Origin of the sequence: Erwinia plantamica (genome assembly GCF_043420595.1) — a bacterium.
GTDB classification, from domain to species: domain Bacteria; phylum Pseudomonadota; class Gammaproteobacteria; order Enterobacterales; family Enterobacteriaceae; genus Erwinia; species Erwinia aeris.
Genome location: NZ_JBGCUC010000019.1, coordinates 16,164 through 30,237, shown reverse-complemented (window position 1 = coordinate 30,237; position 14,074 = coordinate 16,164). Strand labels below are relative to the sequence as shown.

General features: G+C 56.1%; 14 protein-coding genes. 10 read left to right on the top strand and 4 right to left on the bottom strand.

From position 1 onward, the window contains the following. Positions 1-135 precede the first annotated feature (135 nt). The 3 genes from AB3U87_RS18200 to speG all read left to right on the top strand — a co-directional run bounded on the left by AB3U87_RS18200 (position 136) and on the right by speG (position 3,199). Complete coding sequence (locus tag AB3U87_RS18200) at positions 136-1,020, top strand: dihydrodipicolinate synthase family protein (RefSeq protein ID WP_301252684.1); 885 nt, start codon at positions 136-138, stop codon at positions 1,018-1,020. A gap of 624 nt (positions 1,021-1,644) precedes the next feature. Beyond that, positions 1,645-2,511, top strand: coding sequence for a nucleoside-specific channel-forming protein Tsx (locus AB3U87_RS18195; protein WP_253459086.1), 867 nt, complete (start codon positions 1,645-1,647; stop codon positions 2,509-2,511). 121 nt (positions 2,512-2,632) lie between these two features. Then, positions 2,633-3,199, top strand: a complete 567-nt coding sequence (gene speG / locus AB3U87_RS18190) for a spermidine N1-acetyltransferase (protein WP_253459083.1) — start codon at positions 2,633-2,635, stop codon at positions 3,197-3,199. Between the two features lie 46 nt (positions 3,200-3,245). On the opposite strand, the gene AB3U87_RS18185 is transcribed toward speG, so the two are convergent. The 4 genes from AB3U87_RS18185 to AB3U87_RS18170 all read right to left on the bottom strand — a co-directional run bounded on the left by AB3U87_RS18185 (position 3,246) and on the right by AB3U87_RS18170 (position 6,539). Further along, a complete protein-coding gene (locus AB3U87_RS18185; protein WP_125289397.1) occupies positions 3,246-3,665 on the bottom strand; it encodes a hypothetical protein in 420 nt (139 codons plus the stop codon). Positions 3,666-3,758: 93 nt separating this feature from the next. Further along, complete coding sequence (gene mmuM / locus AB3U87_RS18180) at positions 3,759-4,685, bottom strand: homocysteine S-methyltransferase (protein WP_253459080.1); 927 nt, start codon at positions 4,683-4,685, stop codon at positions 3,759-3,761. Further along, on the bottom strand, positions 4,672-6,090 hold the full coding sequence (gene mmuP / locus AB3U87_RS18175; RefSeq protein WP_253459077.1) for an S-methylmethionine permease: 1,419 nt from the start codon (positions 6,088-6,090) through the stop codon (positions 4,672-4,674). Before mmuP ends, mmuM begins: the two co-directional genes overlap by 14 nt. A 113-nt stretch (positions 6,091-6,203) precedes the next feature. Beyond that, on the bottom strand, positions 6,204-6,539 hold the full coding sequence (locus AB3U87_RS18170; protein ID WP_125289393.1) for a DUF2002 family protein: 336 nt from the start codon (positions 6,537-6,539) through the stop codon (positions 6,204-6,206). A 162-nt stretch (positions 6,540-6,701) separates the two neighbouring features. Here AB3U87_RS18170 and AB3U87_RS18165 point away from each other — a divergent pair, with 162 nt between their 5' ends. The 7 genes from AB3U87_RS18165 (at position 6,702) to proW (ending at position 14,032) form a co-directional block, all read left to right on the top strand. Beyond that, on the top strand, positions 6,702-7,028 hold the full coding sequence (locus AB3U87_RS18165; RefSeq protein ID WP_125289392.1) for a DUF883 family protein: 327 nt from the start codon (positions 6,702-6,704) through the stop codon (positions 7,026-7,028). A gap of 575 nt (positions 7,029-7,603) precedes the next feature. Further along, positions 7,604-7,843 carry a glutaredoxin-like protein NrdH gene (nrdH, locus tag AB3U87_RS18160; RefSeq protein WP_394150006.1) on the top strand — a complete coding sequence of 80 codons (240 nt, stop codon included), beginning with the start codon at positions 7,604-7,606 and terminating at the stop codon, positions 7,841-7,843. Positions 7,844-7,847: 4 nt separating this feature from the next. Next, positions 7,848-8,249 (top strand): class Ib ribonucleoside-diphosphate reductase assembly flavoprotein NrdI, encoded by a 402-nt coding sequence (gene nrdI, locus AB3U87_RS18155; protein ID WP_394150004.1) that lies wholly within the window; start codon positions 7,848-7,850, stop codon positions 8,247-8,249. Further along, the gene (gene nrdE / locus AB3U87_RS18150) at positions 8,222-10,366 is read left to right on the top strand and encodes a class 1b ribonucleoside-diphosphate reductase subunit alpha (RefSeq protein WP_394150003.1); all 2,145 of its coding nucleotides are present in this window, start codon (positions 8,222-8,224) and stop codon (positions 10,364-10,366) included. The genes nrdI and nrdE overlap by 28 nt, the downstream gene beginning before the upstream one ends. Before the next feature lie 39 nt (positions 10,367-10,405). After that, the gene (gene nrdF, locus AB3U87_RS18145) at positions 10,406-11,365 is read left to right on the top strand and encodes a class 1b ribonucleoside-diphosphate reductase subunit beta (RefSeq protein WP_394150051.1); all 960 of its coding nucleotides are present in this window, start codon (positions 10,406-10,408) and stop codon (positions 11,363-11,365) included. 379 nt (positions 11,366-11,744) lie between these two features. Then, positions 11,745-12,941, top strand: coding sequence for a glycine betaine/L-proline ABC transporter ATP-binding protein ProV (proV, locus tag AB3U87_RS18140; protein WP_369896965.1), 1,197 nt, complete (start codon positions 11,745-11,747; stop codon positions 12,939-12,941). Continuing rightward, a complete protein-coding gene (gene proW, locus AB3U87_RS18135) occupies positions 12,938-14,032 on the top strand; it encodes a glycine betaine/L-proline ABC transporter permease ProW (RefSeq protein ID WP_301730868.1) in 1,095 nt (364 codons plus the stop codon). Before proV ends, proW begins: the two co-directional genes overlap by 4 nt. The last annotated feature ends 42 nt before the right edge of the window (positions 14,033-14,074 follow it).

Genomic DNA, 14,074 nt, shown 5'->3' with positions numbered 1-14,074 from the left:
CTAAACGGCGGAAAAATGTTGCTTTCGAGCTGGCGGAACCCGCGGGAAAATGCCCGTTGCGGTTTGCCCTCTTATACCGAAATCCTTCTGGTGCTACGCTGCGTGTTTATCCGTCACGCTATTAAGGAAACCTCTATGTTTACCGGTCTCAGCGCGTTCCCTTTAACGCCAATGAATGAAACAGAAATTGATGAGCGCGCTTTTCGCGGTTTGATCCAGCGACTGGCGGCAGCCGGAGTGACGTCGCTTGGCGTGTTGGGTTCGACGGGCAACTACGCTTATCTGACGCGTGAGGAGAGAAAGCGTGTGGTTTCGCTGGCCGTCGAGGAAGCGGGAAAGGTGCCGGTGATGGTGGGCATTGGCGCGCTGCGGACGCGTCAGGTGCTGGAACTGGCCGAAGACGCGCAGCAGGCCGGTGCGAAAGCGCTGCTGCTGGCACCAGTTTCCTACCAGAAGCTGCGGGAAGAAGAGGTGTTTCAGCTGTATCAAAGCGTTAACGACGCTATTTCCGTGCCGCTGTGCCTGTATGACAATCCCGGCACCACGCAATTTACCTTCAGCGATGAGCTATATGGTCGACTCGCCGGGCTTTCCAGGCTCGCCGCTATTAAAATTCCCGGCGTGCCGGACGATGCCGCCCAGGCAAAAGCGCGGATAGACCGTCTGCGCCAGCTATTGCCGGACAAAATAGCCATTGGCGTCAGCGGCGACGCGCTGGCCGCGCGAGGCCTGAATGCGGGCGGCGAGCTGTGGTTTTCCGTGCTGGGCGGCCTGTTTCCGCAGGTTTGCCAGCGGATTATCCGGCTGAGCGCCGCGGGTCAGCAGCTGGAGGCGCAAAACCTTTCCGATCGGCTGGCCCCGCTCTGGGCGCTGTTTGCAAAATATGGCAGTTTGCGGGTTGTCGCCGCGCTGGCCGCCAGGCTGGGCCTGACGGAAGCGGTTAATCTGCCGCAGCCGCTGGCGTCAATTGATCGTGAGGATGCCGGGCGGCTGGAGGCTGTTCTGCCCCTGCTGGAGTGAAAGGCTCCAGCAGCTATCTGCCCCGCTGGAGTAAAAGGCCACAGTAGTAGCAATCATCTGCTGCTGTTGGATTGAAAGGCCAAAGCGGCGGTAATTATCTGCCGCTGCCGGACTGCCAAACCAAAGCGGCGGTAATTATCCGCCGCCGGACTGCCAGCCAGGATGGCGTGAAACAGGGGCGGCCGTTACCTGCCGCCTGGCAACTTCGCTCTCTTTACATGGCTAAAAAATGCGCAAAAACCCGCCCTTTATATAAGATTATCTTATAACACAACCTCATAACATTTACCCCGCACCGCTTTCTTTTTCTCAGCATTCCCCCTTACTTCAACAGGCAAACGTTTACCTGGCGACAAACAGGCTTTTTCGGCGCAGACAAGCAACAGCCCGCTTAAGTTCCGTCCTTTGCGTGATCTACATCACACTTTAATTAAAGTGAAATGAAACAGAGTTTGACAACTGTGAGCGATATCTATTTCCTTAAGCGCGGATGACGGCACACTTTTCCGGCATTTATACGGGCGCTTTCGGCACTGAAACCGCCTTCCTGTTCCGTTCCGGATAACGACAGATAAGACCATCGCGCGGGCTGCAGAAAATGGTCGATAAGCATGTGGTAATATAATGAAATATAAATCTCTGATGGCTGGCGCAGTGATGGCGCTTTCATACAGCACCGCTTCTTTTGCTGCCCCCGAGCAGCCGCAGTACGTTTCCGACTGGTGGCACCAGAGCGTTAACGTGGTAGGCAGCTATCACACCCGTTTCGGGCCGCAGTTTAACAACGACGTTTATCTGGAATATGAAGCCTTCGCCAAAAAAGACTGGTTTGATTTTTACGGCTACCTGGATCTGACCAACTTCTTCGGTGCCGGTAACTCCAACGCCAACGGCATTTTCGACCACGGCTCGCCGATGTTTATGGAGATCGAACCGCGCTTCTCCATCGACAAACTGACCAATACCGATCTGAGCATCGGGCCGGTGAAAGAGTGGTATTTCGCCAACAACTATATCTACGATATGGGCCGTAACAGCGACAACCGTCAGAACACCTGGTACATGGGCCTGGGCACCGATATCGATACCCACACGCCGGTCAACCTGTCGCTGAACGTGTACGCTAAATACCAGTGGGAGAACTACGGTGCCGCTAACGAAAACAGCTGGGACGGCTATCGCTTTAAGGTGAAATACTTTGTGCCGCTGACTTCGCTGTGGGGCGGTAACCTGAGCTATATCGGCTTTACCAACTTTGACTGGGGTTCCGATCTGCGCGACAAGAGCGATGCTTCACGCACCAGCAACTCCATCGCTTCCAGCCACGTGCTGTCGCTGGTTTACGATCACTGGCACTACTCTGTGGTGGCGCGTTACTTCCACAACGGCGGCCAGTGGGCAGATGGCCAGGAGCTGAACTTCGGCACGGGTAATTTTGAAGTGAAATCCACCGGCTGGGGCTACTATCTGGTGGCCGGCTACAACTTCTGATCCGCAACGCTTCCTCAACCGCCAGCCCTTTGCGCGCTGGCGGTGCTGTTTTCCCGCTTTTTCCCGCCCGCTGCACGCCCTATACTGCTTGCCCTGGTGCCTCAGTAACAAAGGATGATGTATGCCTGCTTTATCGGCCGAGCAATCGGTAAAATTACGTCCGCTGGAACGCGAAGATCTGCATTTTGTCCACCAGCTGGATAATAACGCCAGCGTGATGCGCTACTGGTTTGAAGAACCTTATGAGGCGTTTGTCGAGCTGTCCGATCTCTATGACAAGCACATTCACGATCAGAGCGAACGGCGTTTCGTGGTGGAGTATGCGGAAGATAAAGTGGGCCTGGTGGAGCTGGTCGAAATCAACCATATTCACCGTCGCGCGGAGTTTCAGATTATTATCGCGCCCGGCCATCAGGGCAAAGGTCTTGCCAGCAAGGCCGCGCTGCTGGCCATGGAGTACGGTTTCTCCGTTCTCAATCTCTACAAGCTTTATTTAATCGTCGATAAAGAGAATAAAAAGGCTATCCATATCTACACCAAGCTGGGATTTGAAATTGAAGGCGAGCTGATCCACGAGTTTTTTATCAACGGCGAGTACCGCAATACCATCCGCATGTGCATCTTCCAGCATCAGTATCTGGCTAAGCACCGCCCGCCGCATACGATGGTTAAGCCCACAGCGCAGTAGCTCCGGCTATCCGGCCCGCCAGCAGCGCGGGCCACCACGTTTTCCGTCAGCCGCGCGCACCGACAGGATTCATAATGATCCGGGCTGGCGGTTCTTCGATGTGGTACATGCCGCCGTTAAATGGATCGACCAGCAGCCAGCCGGGGAAGCCGCCAAGCGGGATATTACCCAGCAGATACCAGAGGTTGGCCTTCTCGTTTAGCGGAATGGTTTGCGGCACGAAGCCCGGCTGCTCCAGCATCAGCAGAAATTTCTTTTTGCCGAAGTAGCTGCCGTCCGATTTTGCCAGCGTCACGGTCTTTGGCGTGTAGCCTTCCGCCACCGCCCGGCCGGTTTCATCCTGCACCACAAATTTTGCCCCTTGTGGCCAGCTCTGAATGCTCACATCCTGGGTTTTGTCGCCCACGATAGTGGCGCATCCGCCAAGCAGCCACGCTGCAAACAGCACCGGTAAAATACGTTTCATAAGCTTTCCTGCCAGGTTAAATAGTGAGAATAGTTGGGCGCAGCGAATAACGCCCGGCGGCTGCGGGCGTTATGGTGCAAAGCTCTGAAGGTATTATCGGCAGCGTTGGGCGATAGCTTTAATATCGGCGGGCGTGGTGCGGCAGCAGCCGCCAATCAGCCTGGCGCCGGCGGCCTGCCATTCGGCAAGGTTATCCGCCAGCGTGCAGGTCGAGGCGTCGCTGTGCCAGCTTTTACTGACGGCATCGTACTGCTCGCCGGAATTGGGATAGACCACCAGCGGCTTCGCGCTCAGCGCGGAGAAAACTTTCAGCGCGGCCGTCACCTTATCCAGCGCGATACAGTTGATCCCCAGCGCCACCGCCTGCGGCTGCGCATCCAAAAAGGCGATGACTTCAGCTAACGGCGTGCCGTCGCTGAGATGTTCGCTGTCGCGCAGCGTAAATGAAAACCAGGCCGGCGTGGCGGGAAACTCTGCCAGTAGCGCGATCAGCGCCTTGATCTCCGCGAAGGAAGGCAGCGTTTCGCAGGCCAGAATATCCGCCCCCGCCGCCACCAGCGCCCGCACGCGCGGCCGGTGGAAAGCCATCATCTCCGCCTGCGGCAGCGCATAGTCGCCGCGATACTCGGAACCGTCGGCCAGAAACGCGCCGTAAGGCCCTACGGAGCCGGCAACCAGCAGCGGCCCGGCCTGCGGCGCGGCGGCCAGATAGTCCTCGCGGGCCTTCACGGCCAGCGCCACGCTTCGGGCAATCAGCGCCAGCGCAGCCGTTTCATCCAGCCCGCGCTGCGCAAAACCCTGCGGCGTCGCCTGATAGCTGGCGGTGATCGCCACCTGCGCGCCCGCTTTAAAGTAGTCGTAATGCACCTGATAAATCAGTTCAGGATTTTCAATCAGCACTTTCGCAGACCAGAGCGCGTCGCTCAGGTCGCAGCCGCGCGCTTCCAGCTCGGTAGCCATCGCGCCATCCAGCACCAGTCCGGCGGCTACCTGCTGTTTTACGGCATCAATCGACAACATGTGGAGTCTCCTTTGCCTGCTCGCGTTTTTGCAGCAGCTGAGTAAGGTAGTAAGCGCCGTAACAGACGGCGATAAAAGGCAGCCCGCAGTAGAGCGCGATGCGCTGCTCGGGATCGAAAGCCAGCCCGACGCAGGCCAGCAGGCAGAGCACAAAACCTAAAATCGGCGTCAGCGGATACCACGGCGCGCGATATTTCAGTTCGGCAAGCGGTTTACCCGCGCGCAGATGCGCCCGGCGGAAGAAAAAGTGCGCGGCGCAGATGCTCAGCCACACGGCCACCACCGCAAAGCCAGAGATAGCGGAAAGCGCGACGAACACCGTATCCGGCGCGATCACGCTGGAGAACAGCGCCAGCAGGCCGCCCAGCATACTGACGGAAATCGCGGTCAGCGGAATGCCGCGACGGGTCAGGCGGGCAAAGCAGCGCGGCAGCGTGTTCTGATTGGAGAGCGACCAGAGCATCCGGCCAGAGGCGTACAGGCCGGAATTAGCGGCTGACAGAATCGCGGTCAGGATAACGAAGTTAAAGATATCGGCCGCGTAAGGGATACCAATTTTCTCAAACACCAGCACAAACGGGCTTTTCACAATGCCGGCCTGATCCATCGGGATCAGCGCGGCCAGGATCAGCACGGTGCCGATAAAGAAAATAATCAGCCGCGCTACCGTGGTGCGTATCGCCAGCGGCAGCACCTTGTGCGGATTTTCCGTCTCGCCAGCGGCAATGCCAATCAACTCGGTCCCGGAGAACGCGAAGTTTACCGCCACCATCGTCATCAAAATTGGCAGCACGCCGTGCGGCAGCCAGCCGTGCGCGGTCAGGTTGTGGAAGAACGGCGCGCTGCTGCCGTCTTTTAACGGAATAAAGCCGAACATCGCGCCTGCGCCAAGCACGATAAATGCCAGAATGGTGATGACCTTGATCAGCGAAAACCAGAACTCCCCTTCGGCGAAGAAGCGGGAAGAGATAACGTTAAGCAGGAAGATAAGCGCGCAGAACAGCAGGCACCAGAGCCAGACCGGCGACTGGGGGAACCAGTACTGCATACAGAAACCGGCGGCCGTCAGGCTCGATCCCAGCGCCACGGTCCAGGTCAGCCAGTAAAGCCACGCCACGGTATAGCCGGTCGCCGGGCTGAGGTAGCGCGCGGCATAAACGTGAAACGCGCCGGTTTCGGGCATCGCGACGGAAAGCTCGCCCAGGCTGAGCATCACCAGATAGACCACCAGCGCGCCAATCAGATAGGCCAGCAGCGTACCCGCCGCACCGGTAGTGGAAATAATATAGCCGGTATTAAAAAACAGGCCGGTGCCGATCACGCCGCCAAGCGAAAGCATTACCAGATGGCGCGCCTTCATGCTGCGTTTAAATTGTTGCGTATTGTCCTGCTGAGTCTGCTGCATCCTGTTATCCGTATAGACGTCTAAACTTCTACATAGGCCAGGTGTTATACCTGGTCTGTGCCGGTAATGCAACGTCAGGAAACGTAAAGCAGCGCTTTCAGCCCGTCAGGCGATCAGTCGAATACGGATTCGAGATAGCGTTCCAGCGCGGCGCGCGAGCTGAAGCCGTGCGGAATACCGTAGTGATCCCGGCTGTCGCCGACCAGGTACATGGGAAACTGCACGTAGTGCTCACAGGTTTTGATTTCGTTCGCGGGTTCCGCAAAGCTGTGGCTTTTTTCCTTCAGCGTGGGATGGATAACCAGCGCGGTGCGTCCCAGACGCGCTTCGCGATTTACGTACACATAGCTGTCGCCTCGGCGATAGCCGTAAGCTTTTGCGGTGACCGCGTCCATTTCAAATCCCGCTTTTTCCAGTACGCGAGCGACCTCATCAGGGCGTAGATACATGCTTAATCCTCTAATACTTGCCAACTCCGTCACCTTACCTTAGCGCCAGGGCGCAGGGCTTTCGGAATTGTCCAGAAACAGGGTGCGCGGCAGCCCGACGCACGAAATATCTCTCTGATAGTCTATAGTAAATAGTCCGTATCATTTCCAGGAGAGCGCTAAATGTTTAACCGGACGACAAAGAACGAAGATATTGATATCAACCAGGACGTCACTCTGCTGGCTGATACCCTTGATGGCCTGCTGAAATCCTACGGCAGCAAATCGAAAGAAGAAGTTGACGATGCGCGCAGCAAAGCGCAGGCGCTGCTGAAAGAAACCCGCGCTAAGCTTAACGGCGGCGGCAACCGCGTGTCTCAGGTCGCTAAAGACGCAGGCGAGCATGTGGATACCTTTGTGCGGGATAACCCGTGGCACGGCGTCGGCATCGGCGCGGCGATCGGCGTTTTCCTTGGCGCGCTGATTGCGACCAGCACTTCCCGCGATTAATTTTACGCCTGTATGCTCTGATCAGTCCCCGCTTATGCGGGGATTGTTATTTCTGCGGGACGGCGAATTCTGCCGGATAAGAGTGCAGAAGTGGCTGCGGCCGGCAAGTTCTGCTGCCACAGTTACACGACATCTTGTTTATGTGGTTTACCGCCCTGCTTTAGCAGCTATATCCAATACCTGCTGTTTTATGACAGCCTTCCCAATAACCTCTTACTGGATATTTCTCGCCCCGCCTCTGCTGGCCATCAGCATCCGGCCTTCGTCATGAATTTATTGCGCCGTACCGCTTGCTTCTTAGCCAAGCCGTTTGCCGAATCCCCTTTCAGTTCTGCCATGCAAAAAGCCTGAAATTTTTTTGCCGCGCTAAATCCAGGTGCGGCAAGGCTTTGCCCCGCTTAGCGCTGATAAGCGCACAAGCTATAAGGTTGCAATCGATAAACACCACATCTAGTATTTAATACAGCAGCCAACACACAATATATGGTTATGCGGCGTTTCTGCCCGGAAGCTTGCTCAACAGTCTGTCAGCCTTATCCGTGCCGGATATCCGCCTACAAAGGGAAATACGAATCATGCGCATTATTATTTACACTAAAGATAACTGTGTCCAGTGCGGCGCGACGAAAAGCGCGATGGATAAGCAGGGCATTGCGTATCAGCTGATCAACCTCGATCGGGATCCCACCGAGCTGCAGACGCTGAAAGCGCTGGGCTATCGCCAGGTTCCCGTGGTGATGGCGGAAGGCGAACACTGGAGCGGCTTCCGCCCCGATAAGATCGCCGCGCTGGGCCGTGCCGTCGCGCAGGGCTGACGCCATGCTGGTCTATTTTTCCAGCCAGTCGGAAAACACGCACCGCTTTGTGCTGCGTACCGGCCTGCCCTGTCGCCGTATCCCGATCGGCGGCCAGCCGCTGCGCGTGGCTGAGCCCTATATCCTGGTGGTGCCCAGCTACGGCGGCGGCACCACCAAAGGTGCCGTGCCGAAGCAGGTCATTCAGTTTCTTAACGATGTCGATAACCGCCAGGGCATTCGCGGCGTAATCGCCGCCGGCAACCGCAATTTTGGCGAAGCTTACTGCCTGGCGGGCAGCATTATTGCGCAGAAATGCCGCGTCCCGTGCCTCTACCGTTTCGAGCTGCTGGGCACTGAAGAAGACATCGCCAACGTATCCAGGGGAGTAACCCAATTTTGGCAACAACAGAAAGCACACCCATAGCGCCAACCACGGCCGACTACCATTCCCTGAACGCGATGCTCAACCTTTACGATGCAGACGGCCATATTCAGTTTGAGAAAGATCGTGAGGCGACGCGCCGCTATTTCTTACAGCACGTGCTGCCAAATACGGTGACGTTCAGCTCTGTTAGTGAGCGCTTACAATACCTGGTAGCGGAAGGCTATTACGAAGCCGAGGTGCTGAACGCTTATTCTTTTGATTTTATCAATGCGCTGTTTGAGCAGGCTTACCAGCATCGCTTCCGCTTCCAGACTTTCCTTGGCGCGTGGAAGTTTTACACCAGCTATACGCTGAAAACCTTCGACGGCAAACGCTATCTTGAAGGCTTTACCGAGCGCGTCTGCATGGTGGCGCTGACGCTGGCCAAAGGTGACCAGGCGCTGGCGACGGCGCTGGTGGAAGAGATGCTGTCCGGCCGTTTTCAGCCTGCCACGCCAACATTTCTGAACTGCGGCAAGCAGCAGCGCGGCGAGCTGGTTTCCTGTTTTCTGCTGCGTATTGAAGACAATATGGAGTCGATCGGCCGTTCGGTGAACTCCGCACTCCAGCTGTCCAAACGCGGCGGCGGCGTGGCGTTTCTGCTTTCTAACCTGCGCGAGGCCGGTGCGCCGATCAAGCGTATTGAAAACCAGTCTTCCGGCGTGATCCCGGTGATGAAGATGCTGGAGGATGCTTTCTCCTACGCCAATCAGCTGGGCGCGCGTCAGGGCGCGGGCGCGGTATATTTGCACGCGCATCATCCCGATATCCTGCGCTTTCTGGATACCAAACGGGAAAATGCCGACGAGAAAATCCGTATCAAAACGCTGTCGCTGGGCGTGGTGATACCGGACGTGACCTTCCAGCTGGCGAAGGCCAATCAGCCGATGGCGCTCTTTTCGCCTTACGACGTCGAGCGTATTTACGGCCTGCCCTTTGCCGATATCAGCATCAGCGAGAAATATGAGGAGATGCTGGCCGACGAGCGTATCCGCCGCACCTTTATTAATCCACGCGAGTTCTTCCAGACGCTGGCGGAAATCCAGTTCGAGTCCGGCTATCCCTATATTATGTTTGAGGATACGGTTAACCGCGCCAACCCGATCAAGGGAAGGATTAATATGAGCAACCTTTGCTCGGAGATCCTGCAGGTAAATACGCCGACCGAATACCATGAGGATTTAAGCTATCGTCATATCGGCAAGGATATCTCCTGCAACCTCGGGTCGCTGAATATTGCGCATACCATGGATTCGCCTGACTTTGCCCGCACGGTGGAGATCGCGGTACGCGGCCTGACGGCCGTTTCCGACCAGAGCCATATCCGCTCCGTGCCTTCCATCGAAAACGGCAACGCGCAGTCGCACGCTATCGGCCTGGGCCAGATGAATCTGCACGGCTATTTAGCGCGTGAGGGCATCCACTACGGTTCACCGGCGGCGCTGGACTTTACCAATCTTTACTTCTATGCCGTCACCTATCACGCGCTGCGCACTTCTAACCTGATTGCCCGGGAACGCGGCGAGCGGTTTGCAGGTTTTGCGGCCTCTCGCTACGCCAGCGGCGAATACTTTGACCAGTATGTTAATCAGCCCTGGCAGCCGCGCACGCCGGAAGCCGCCGCGCTGTTTGCCAAAGCGGGTATTACGCTGCCTTCGCAAGAGGACTGGCGGCAGCTGCGCGATATGGTTACGCACTACGGCATCTATAATCAAAATTTGCAGGCGATCCCGCCGACCGGCTCGATCTCCTATATCAATCACGCCACGTCGAGTATTCACCCTATCGTCTCGCGTATTGAGATCCGTAAGGAAGGGAAAACGGGCCGCGTCTACTATCCCGCGCCGTTTATGACCAACGATAACCAGGCGTTTTACCGTGACGCCTACGATATCGGGCCGGAAGCGATTATCGATACCTATGCCGAAGCGACGCGCCATGTCGATCAGGGGCTGTCATTGACGCTTTTCTTCCGCGATACCGCCACCACGCGCGATATCAATAAGGCGCAGATTTACGCCTGGAAGAAAGGCATCAAAACCCTGTATTACATTCGCCTGCGTCAGATGGCCCTGCTCGGCACTGAAGTCGAAGGCTGTGTTTCCTGCTCGCTCTAACCTGACCATAAGGGAGCGAAGGCATTCGCTAAAAATATGATGAAACTACAACGCGTGCACGCTATTAACTGGAACCAGATCGAGGACGAAAAAGATCTGGAAGTCTGGAACCGTTTGACCTCGAACTTCTGGCTGCCGGAAAAAATTCCGCTTTCTAACGATATTCCGGCCTGGAACGGGTTAAGCCCACAGGAGCAGCAGCTCACCATCCGCGTCTATACCGGACTGACGCTGCTGGACACCATTCAGAACACCGTTGGCGCCCCGGCGCTGATGGTGGATGCGCTGACGCCGCATGAAGAAGCGGTGATATCGAATATCAGCTTTATGGAAGCGGTACATGCGCGATCCTACAGTTCTATCTTCTCCACGCTGTGCCACACCAGCGATGTCGATGCGGCCTATGAATGGAGCGAAAATAATATCTTTTTGCAGCGAAAAGCCGACATCGTGCTGGAACACTATCATTACAGCGATCCGTTAAAAAAGAAAATCGCCAGCGTTTTTCTGGAGTCTTTTCTGTTCTATTCCGGCTTTTATTTGCCGATGTACTGGTCAAGCCGCGGCAAACTGACCAATACCGCCGATCTGATCCGCCTGATTATCAAAGACGAGGCGGTACACGGCTACTATATCGGCTACAAATACCAGAAGGCGCTGCAAAAAGAGAGCAAGGCCAGACGCAAAGAGCTGCATCAGTTCGCCATGGAACTGATGCTGGCGCTGTATGAAAACGAGCTGGCCTATACGGCGGATCTGTACGAAGGCCCGGACTGGTGCGAAGAGGTGAATAAGTTTTTGCACTATAACGCCAACAAGGCGCTGATGAACTTAGGTTACGAGGCGCTGTTCCCGCCAGAGCTAACCAATGTCGATCCCGCTATTTTGGCCGCGCTTTCTCCCAATGCCGACGAGAACCACGATTTCTTCTCCGGCTCCGGCTCTTCCTATGTGATGGGAAAAGCCGTGGATACCGAAGATGAGGACTGGAATTTTTGAATAAATGCGGGCGGCTTTTTGGCTGGCCGTCCGCTGGCATTATTTTTTATTGATCGAACGTTCAATAAAAATTTACTGAAAGATATTCTCCTTTTTTACGTTACTTTATTCCGTCTACAAGCGAAAAATCCCCGCTAAATTACCTCTTCCAGGACGTCTTTTTATAATAAATATCGCACTATTTTCCCTGTCTGAAATTCCTCGTCATCCCTTACCCTTACTGGCATTACCGGAGATGCACGTCTCAGGATCAATTCCGCCAGGCCGCGCAAAGGGTTGCCTCAGCCTGAGAGTGTGTTAGGGTATAGACCGTTCATATTTTACCAGGACCGATTGAAATATAAGAAAATTAACTATTTGTCAGGAATAAAATAATTACATGGCTATTAAACTTGAAGTTAAAAATCTTTATAAGGTTTTTGGGGAAAATCCCGATCGCGCTTTTAAGTATATCGATAAAGGCATGGGTAAAGAAGCACTGCTGGAAAAAACCGGCCTCTCGCTTGGCGTAAAGAATGCCAGTCTGGCCATTGAAGAAGGCGAGATATTTGTGATCATGGGCCTTTCCGGCTCCGGCAAGTCCACCATGGTTCGCCTTCTCAATCGTCTGATAGAACCCACCCGTGGTCAGGTCATTATTGACGGTGTCGATATAGCGAAAATATCCGACAGCGAATTACGTCAGGTGCGCCGAAATAAAATCAGCATGGTGTTCCAGTCATTTGCGCTGATGCCTCATCTTACCGTCTTAAATAATGCGGCTTTCGGCATGGAATTAGCTGGCGTCCCGCTCCAGCAACGGCAGGAAAAAGCGCTGGAGGCGCTGCGTCAGGTTGGGCTGGATAATTATGCCCACGCCTGGCCGGACGAATTATCCGGCGGAATGCGTCAGCGTGTTGGATTAGCGCGCGCGCTGGCCATCAATCCGGATATATTATTGATGGATGAAGCCTTCTCCGCGCTCGATCCTTTAATCCGTACTGAGATGCAGGATGAGCTGGTAAAACTGCAATCCCGCCACCAGCGCACCATCGTCTTTATTTCTCACGATCTGGATGAGGCCATGCGCATTGGCGACCGTATTGCGATTATGCAGGGCGGGGAAGTGATTCAGGTCGGCACGCCGGATGAAATTCTGAATAATCCCGCCAACGACTACGTGCGCACTTTCTTTCGCGGCGTGGATATCAGCCACGTCTTCAGCGCCAAAGATATCGCCCGCCGCAGCGCCAGCGCGCTGATGCGTAAAGCGCCGGGCTTTGGCCCGCGTTCGGCCATCAAGCTGTTGCAGGATGAAGACCGCGAATATGGCTACGTGCTGGAAAAGCAAAAGTTTGTCGGCGTGGTCTCTACCGATTCGCTGAAGGCCGCGCTGGCCGCAGGCAACGGGCTGGATCAGGCTATTTTGCCCGCGCCTGTCGCCATGCCCGGCGATACGTCGCTTAACGATCTGCTGTCGCATGTCGCACAGGCCCCCTGCGCGGTGCCCATCGTTGGCGAAGATAATAACTATATCGGCATCATTTCCAAAGGCATGTTGTTACAGGCATTAGATCGTGAAGGGAGCCAGCCATGAGCACACCAGTAACCGACCCGTGGCAGAGCGCATCCGCCGCCCCTTCTGACGTCACGCCAGCCGCTGACGCCGCTTCAACCAGCAGCGCAGATGCCTGGGGAACGCCGGGCGGTCACGATGCGGCGGCCAGCAGCAGCGACTGGTTAAGCAGCACGCCAGCCCCGGCGCCGGAGCATTTCAGTCTGCTCGATCCTTTTCACAAAACGTTGATCCCGCTTGATAGCTGGGTAACCAGCGGGATCGACTGGATCGTCAGCCATTTCCGTCCGCTGTTCCAGGGCATCCGCGTGCCGGTTGATTATATCCTCAGCGCTTTTCAGCACTTCCTGCTGGGGATGCCGTCGCCCGTCGCTATCGTGCTGTTTGCGCTGATCGCATGGCAGATATCCAGCTTCGGCATGGGCGTCGCCACGCTGATTTCGCTGGTTATTATTGGCGCTATCGGCGCCTGGTCGCAGGCGATGGTGACGCTGGCACTGGTGCTGACTGCCCTGCTGTTCTGCATGGTGATTGGCCTGCCGCTGGGGATCTGGCTGGCGCGCAGCGATAAGGCCGCCAAATTTATCCGGCCCCTGCTGGATGCCATGCAGACGACGCCCGCGTTCGTCTATCTGGTGCCGATCGTGATGCTGTTTGGCATTGGCAACGTGCCCGGCGTGGTGGTGACCATTATCTTCGCCCTGCCGCCGATTGTGCGCCTGACCATTCTGGGCATTAAACAGGTTCCGGCTGATTTAACCGAAGCCGCCGAATCCTTTGGCGCCAGCCCGCGCCAGATGCTGTTTAAGGTGCAGCTGCCGCTGGCGATGCCGACCATCATGGCGGGCGTTAACCAGACGCTGATGCTGGCGCTGTCGATGGTGGTGATCGCCTCGATGATCGCCGTTGGCGGCCTGGGTCAGATGGTGCTGCGCGGCATCGGCCGTCTTGATATGGGGCTGGCCACCGTCGGCGGCGTAGGCATTGTTATCCTCGCCATCATCCTTGACCGCCTGACGCAGTCCGTTGGCCGCGACAGCCGCAGCCGCGGTGCCCGTCGCTGGTATGCCAGCGGCCCGTTAGGCCTGATCACCCGTCCATTTATCCACTAATCCTGCCTGCTGGCGGCGTTACGTCGTCGCCAGCCTCCGCTT

What these genes read in the sequence shown, in the direction of transcription:
- AB3U87_RS18200 (WP_301252684.1), top strand. Translation starts at nt 136, where the DNA reads ATGTTTACCGGTCTCAGCGCGTTCCCTTTAACGCCAATGAATGAAACA.
- AB3U87_RS18195 (WP_253459086.1), top strand. Translation starts at nt 1,645, where the DNA reads ATGAAATATAAATCTCTGATGGCTGGCGCAGTGATGGCGCTTTCATAC.
- speG (WP_253459083.1), top strand. Translation starts at nt 2,633, where the DNA reads ATGCCTGCTTTATCGGCCGAGCAATCGGTAAAATTACGTCCGCTGGAA.
- AB3U87_RS18185 (WP_125289397.1), bottom strand. Translation starts at nt 3,665, where the DNA reads ATGAAACGTATTTTACCGGTGCTGTTTGCAGCGTGGCTGCTTGGCGGA.
- mmuM (WP_253459080.1), bottom strand. Translation starts at nt 4,685, where the DNA reads ATGTTGTCGATTGATGCCGTAAAACAGCAGGTAGCCGCCGGACTGGTG.
- mmuP (WP_253459077.1), bottom strand. Translation starts at nt 6,090, where the DNA reads ATGCAGCAGACTCAGCAGGACAATACGCAACAATTTAAACGCAGCATG.
- AB3U87_RS18170 (WP_125289393.1), bottom strand. Translation starts at nt 6,539, where the DNA reads ATGTATCTACGCCCTGATGAGGTCGCTCGCGTACTGGAAAAAGCGGGA.
- AB3U87_RS18165 (WP_125289392.1), top strand. Translation starts at nt 6,702, where the DNA reads ATGTTTAACCGGACGACAAAGAACGAAGATATTGATATCAACCAGGAC.
- nrdH (WP_394150006.1), top strand. Translation starts at nt 7,604, where the DNA reads ATGCGCATTATTATTTACACTAAAGATAACTGTGTCCAGTGCGGCGCG.
- nrdI (WP_394150004.1), top strand. Translation starts at nt 7,848, where the DNA reads ATGCTGGTCTATTTTTCCAGCCAGTCGGAAAACACGCACCGCTTTGTG.
- nrdF (WP_394150051.1), top strand. Translation starts at nt 10,406, where the DNA reads ATGAAACTACAACGCGTGCACGCTATTAACTGGAACCAGATCGAGGAC.
- proV (WP_369896965.1), top strand. Translation starts at nt 11,745, where the DNA reads ATGGCTATTAAACTTGAAGTTAAAAATCTTTATAAGGTTTTTGGGGAA.
- proW (WP_301730868.1), top strand. Translation starts at nt 12,938, where the DNA reads ATGAGCACACCAGTAACCGACCCGTGGCAGAGCGCATCCGCCGCCCCT.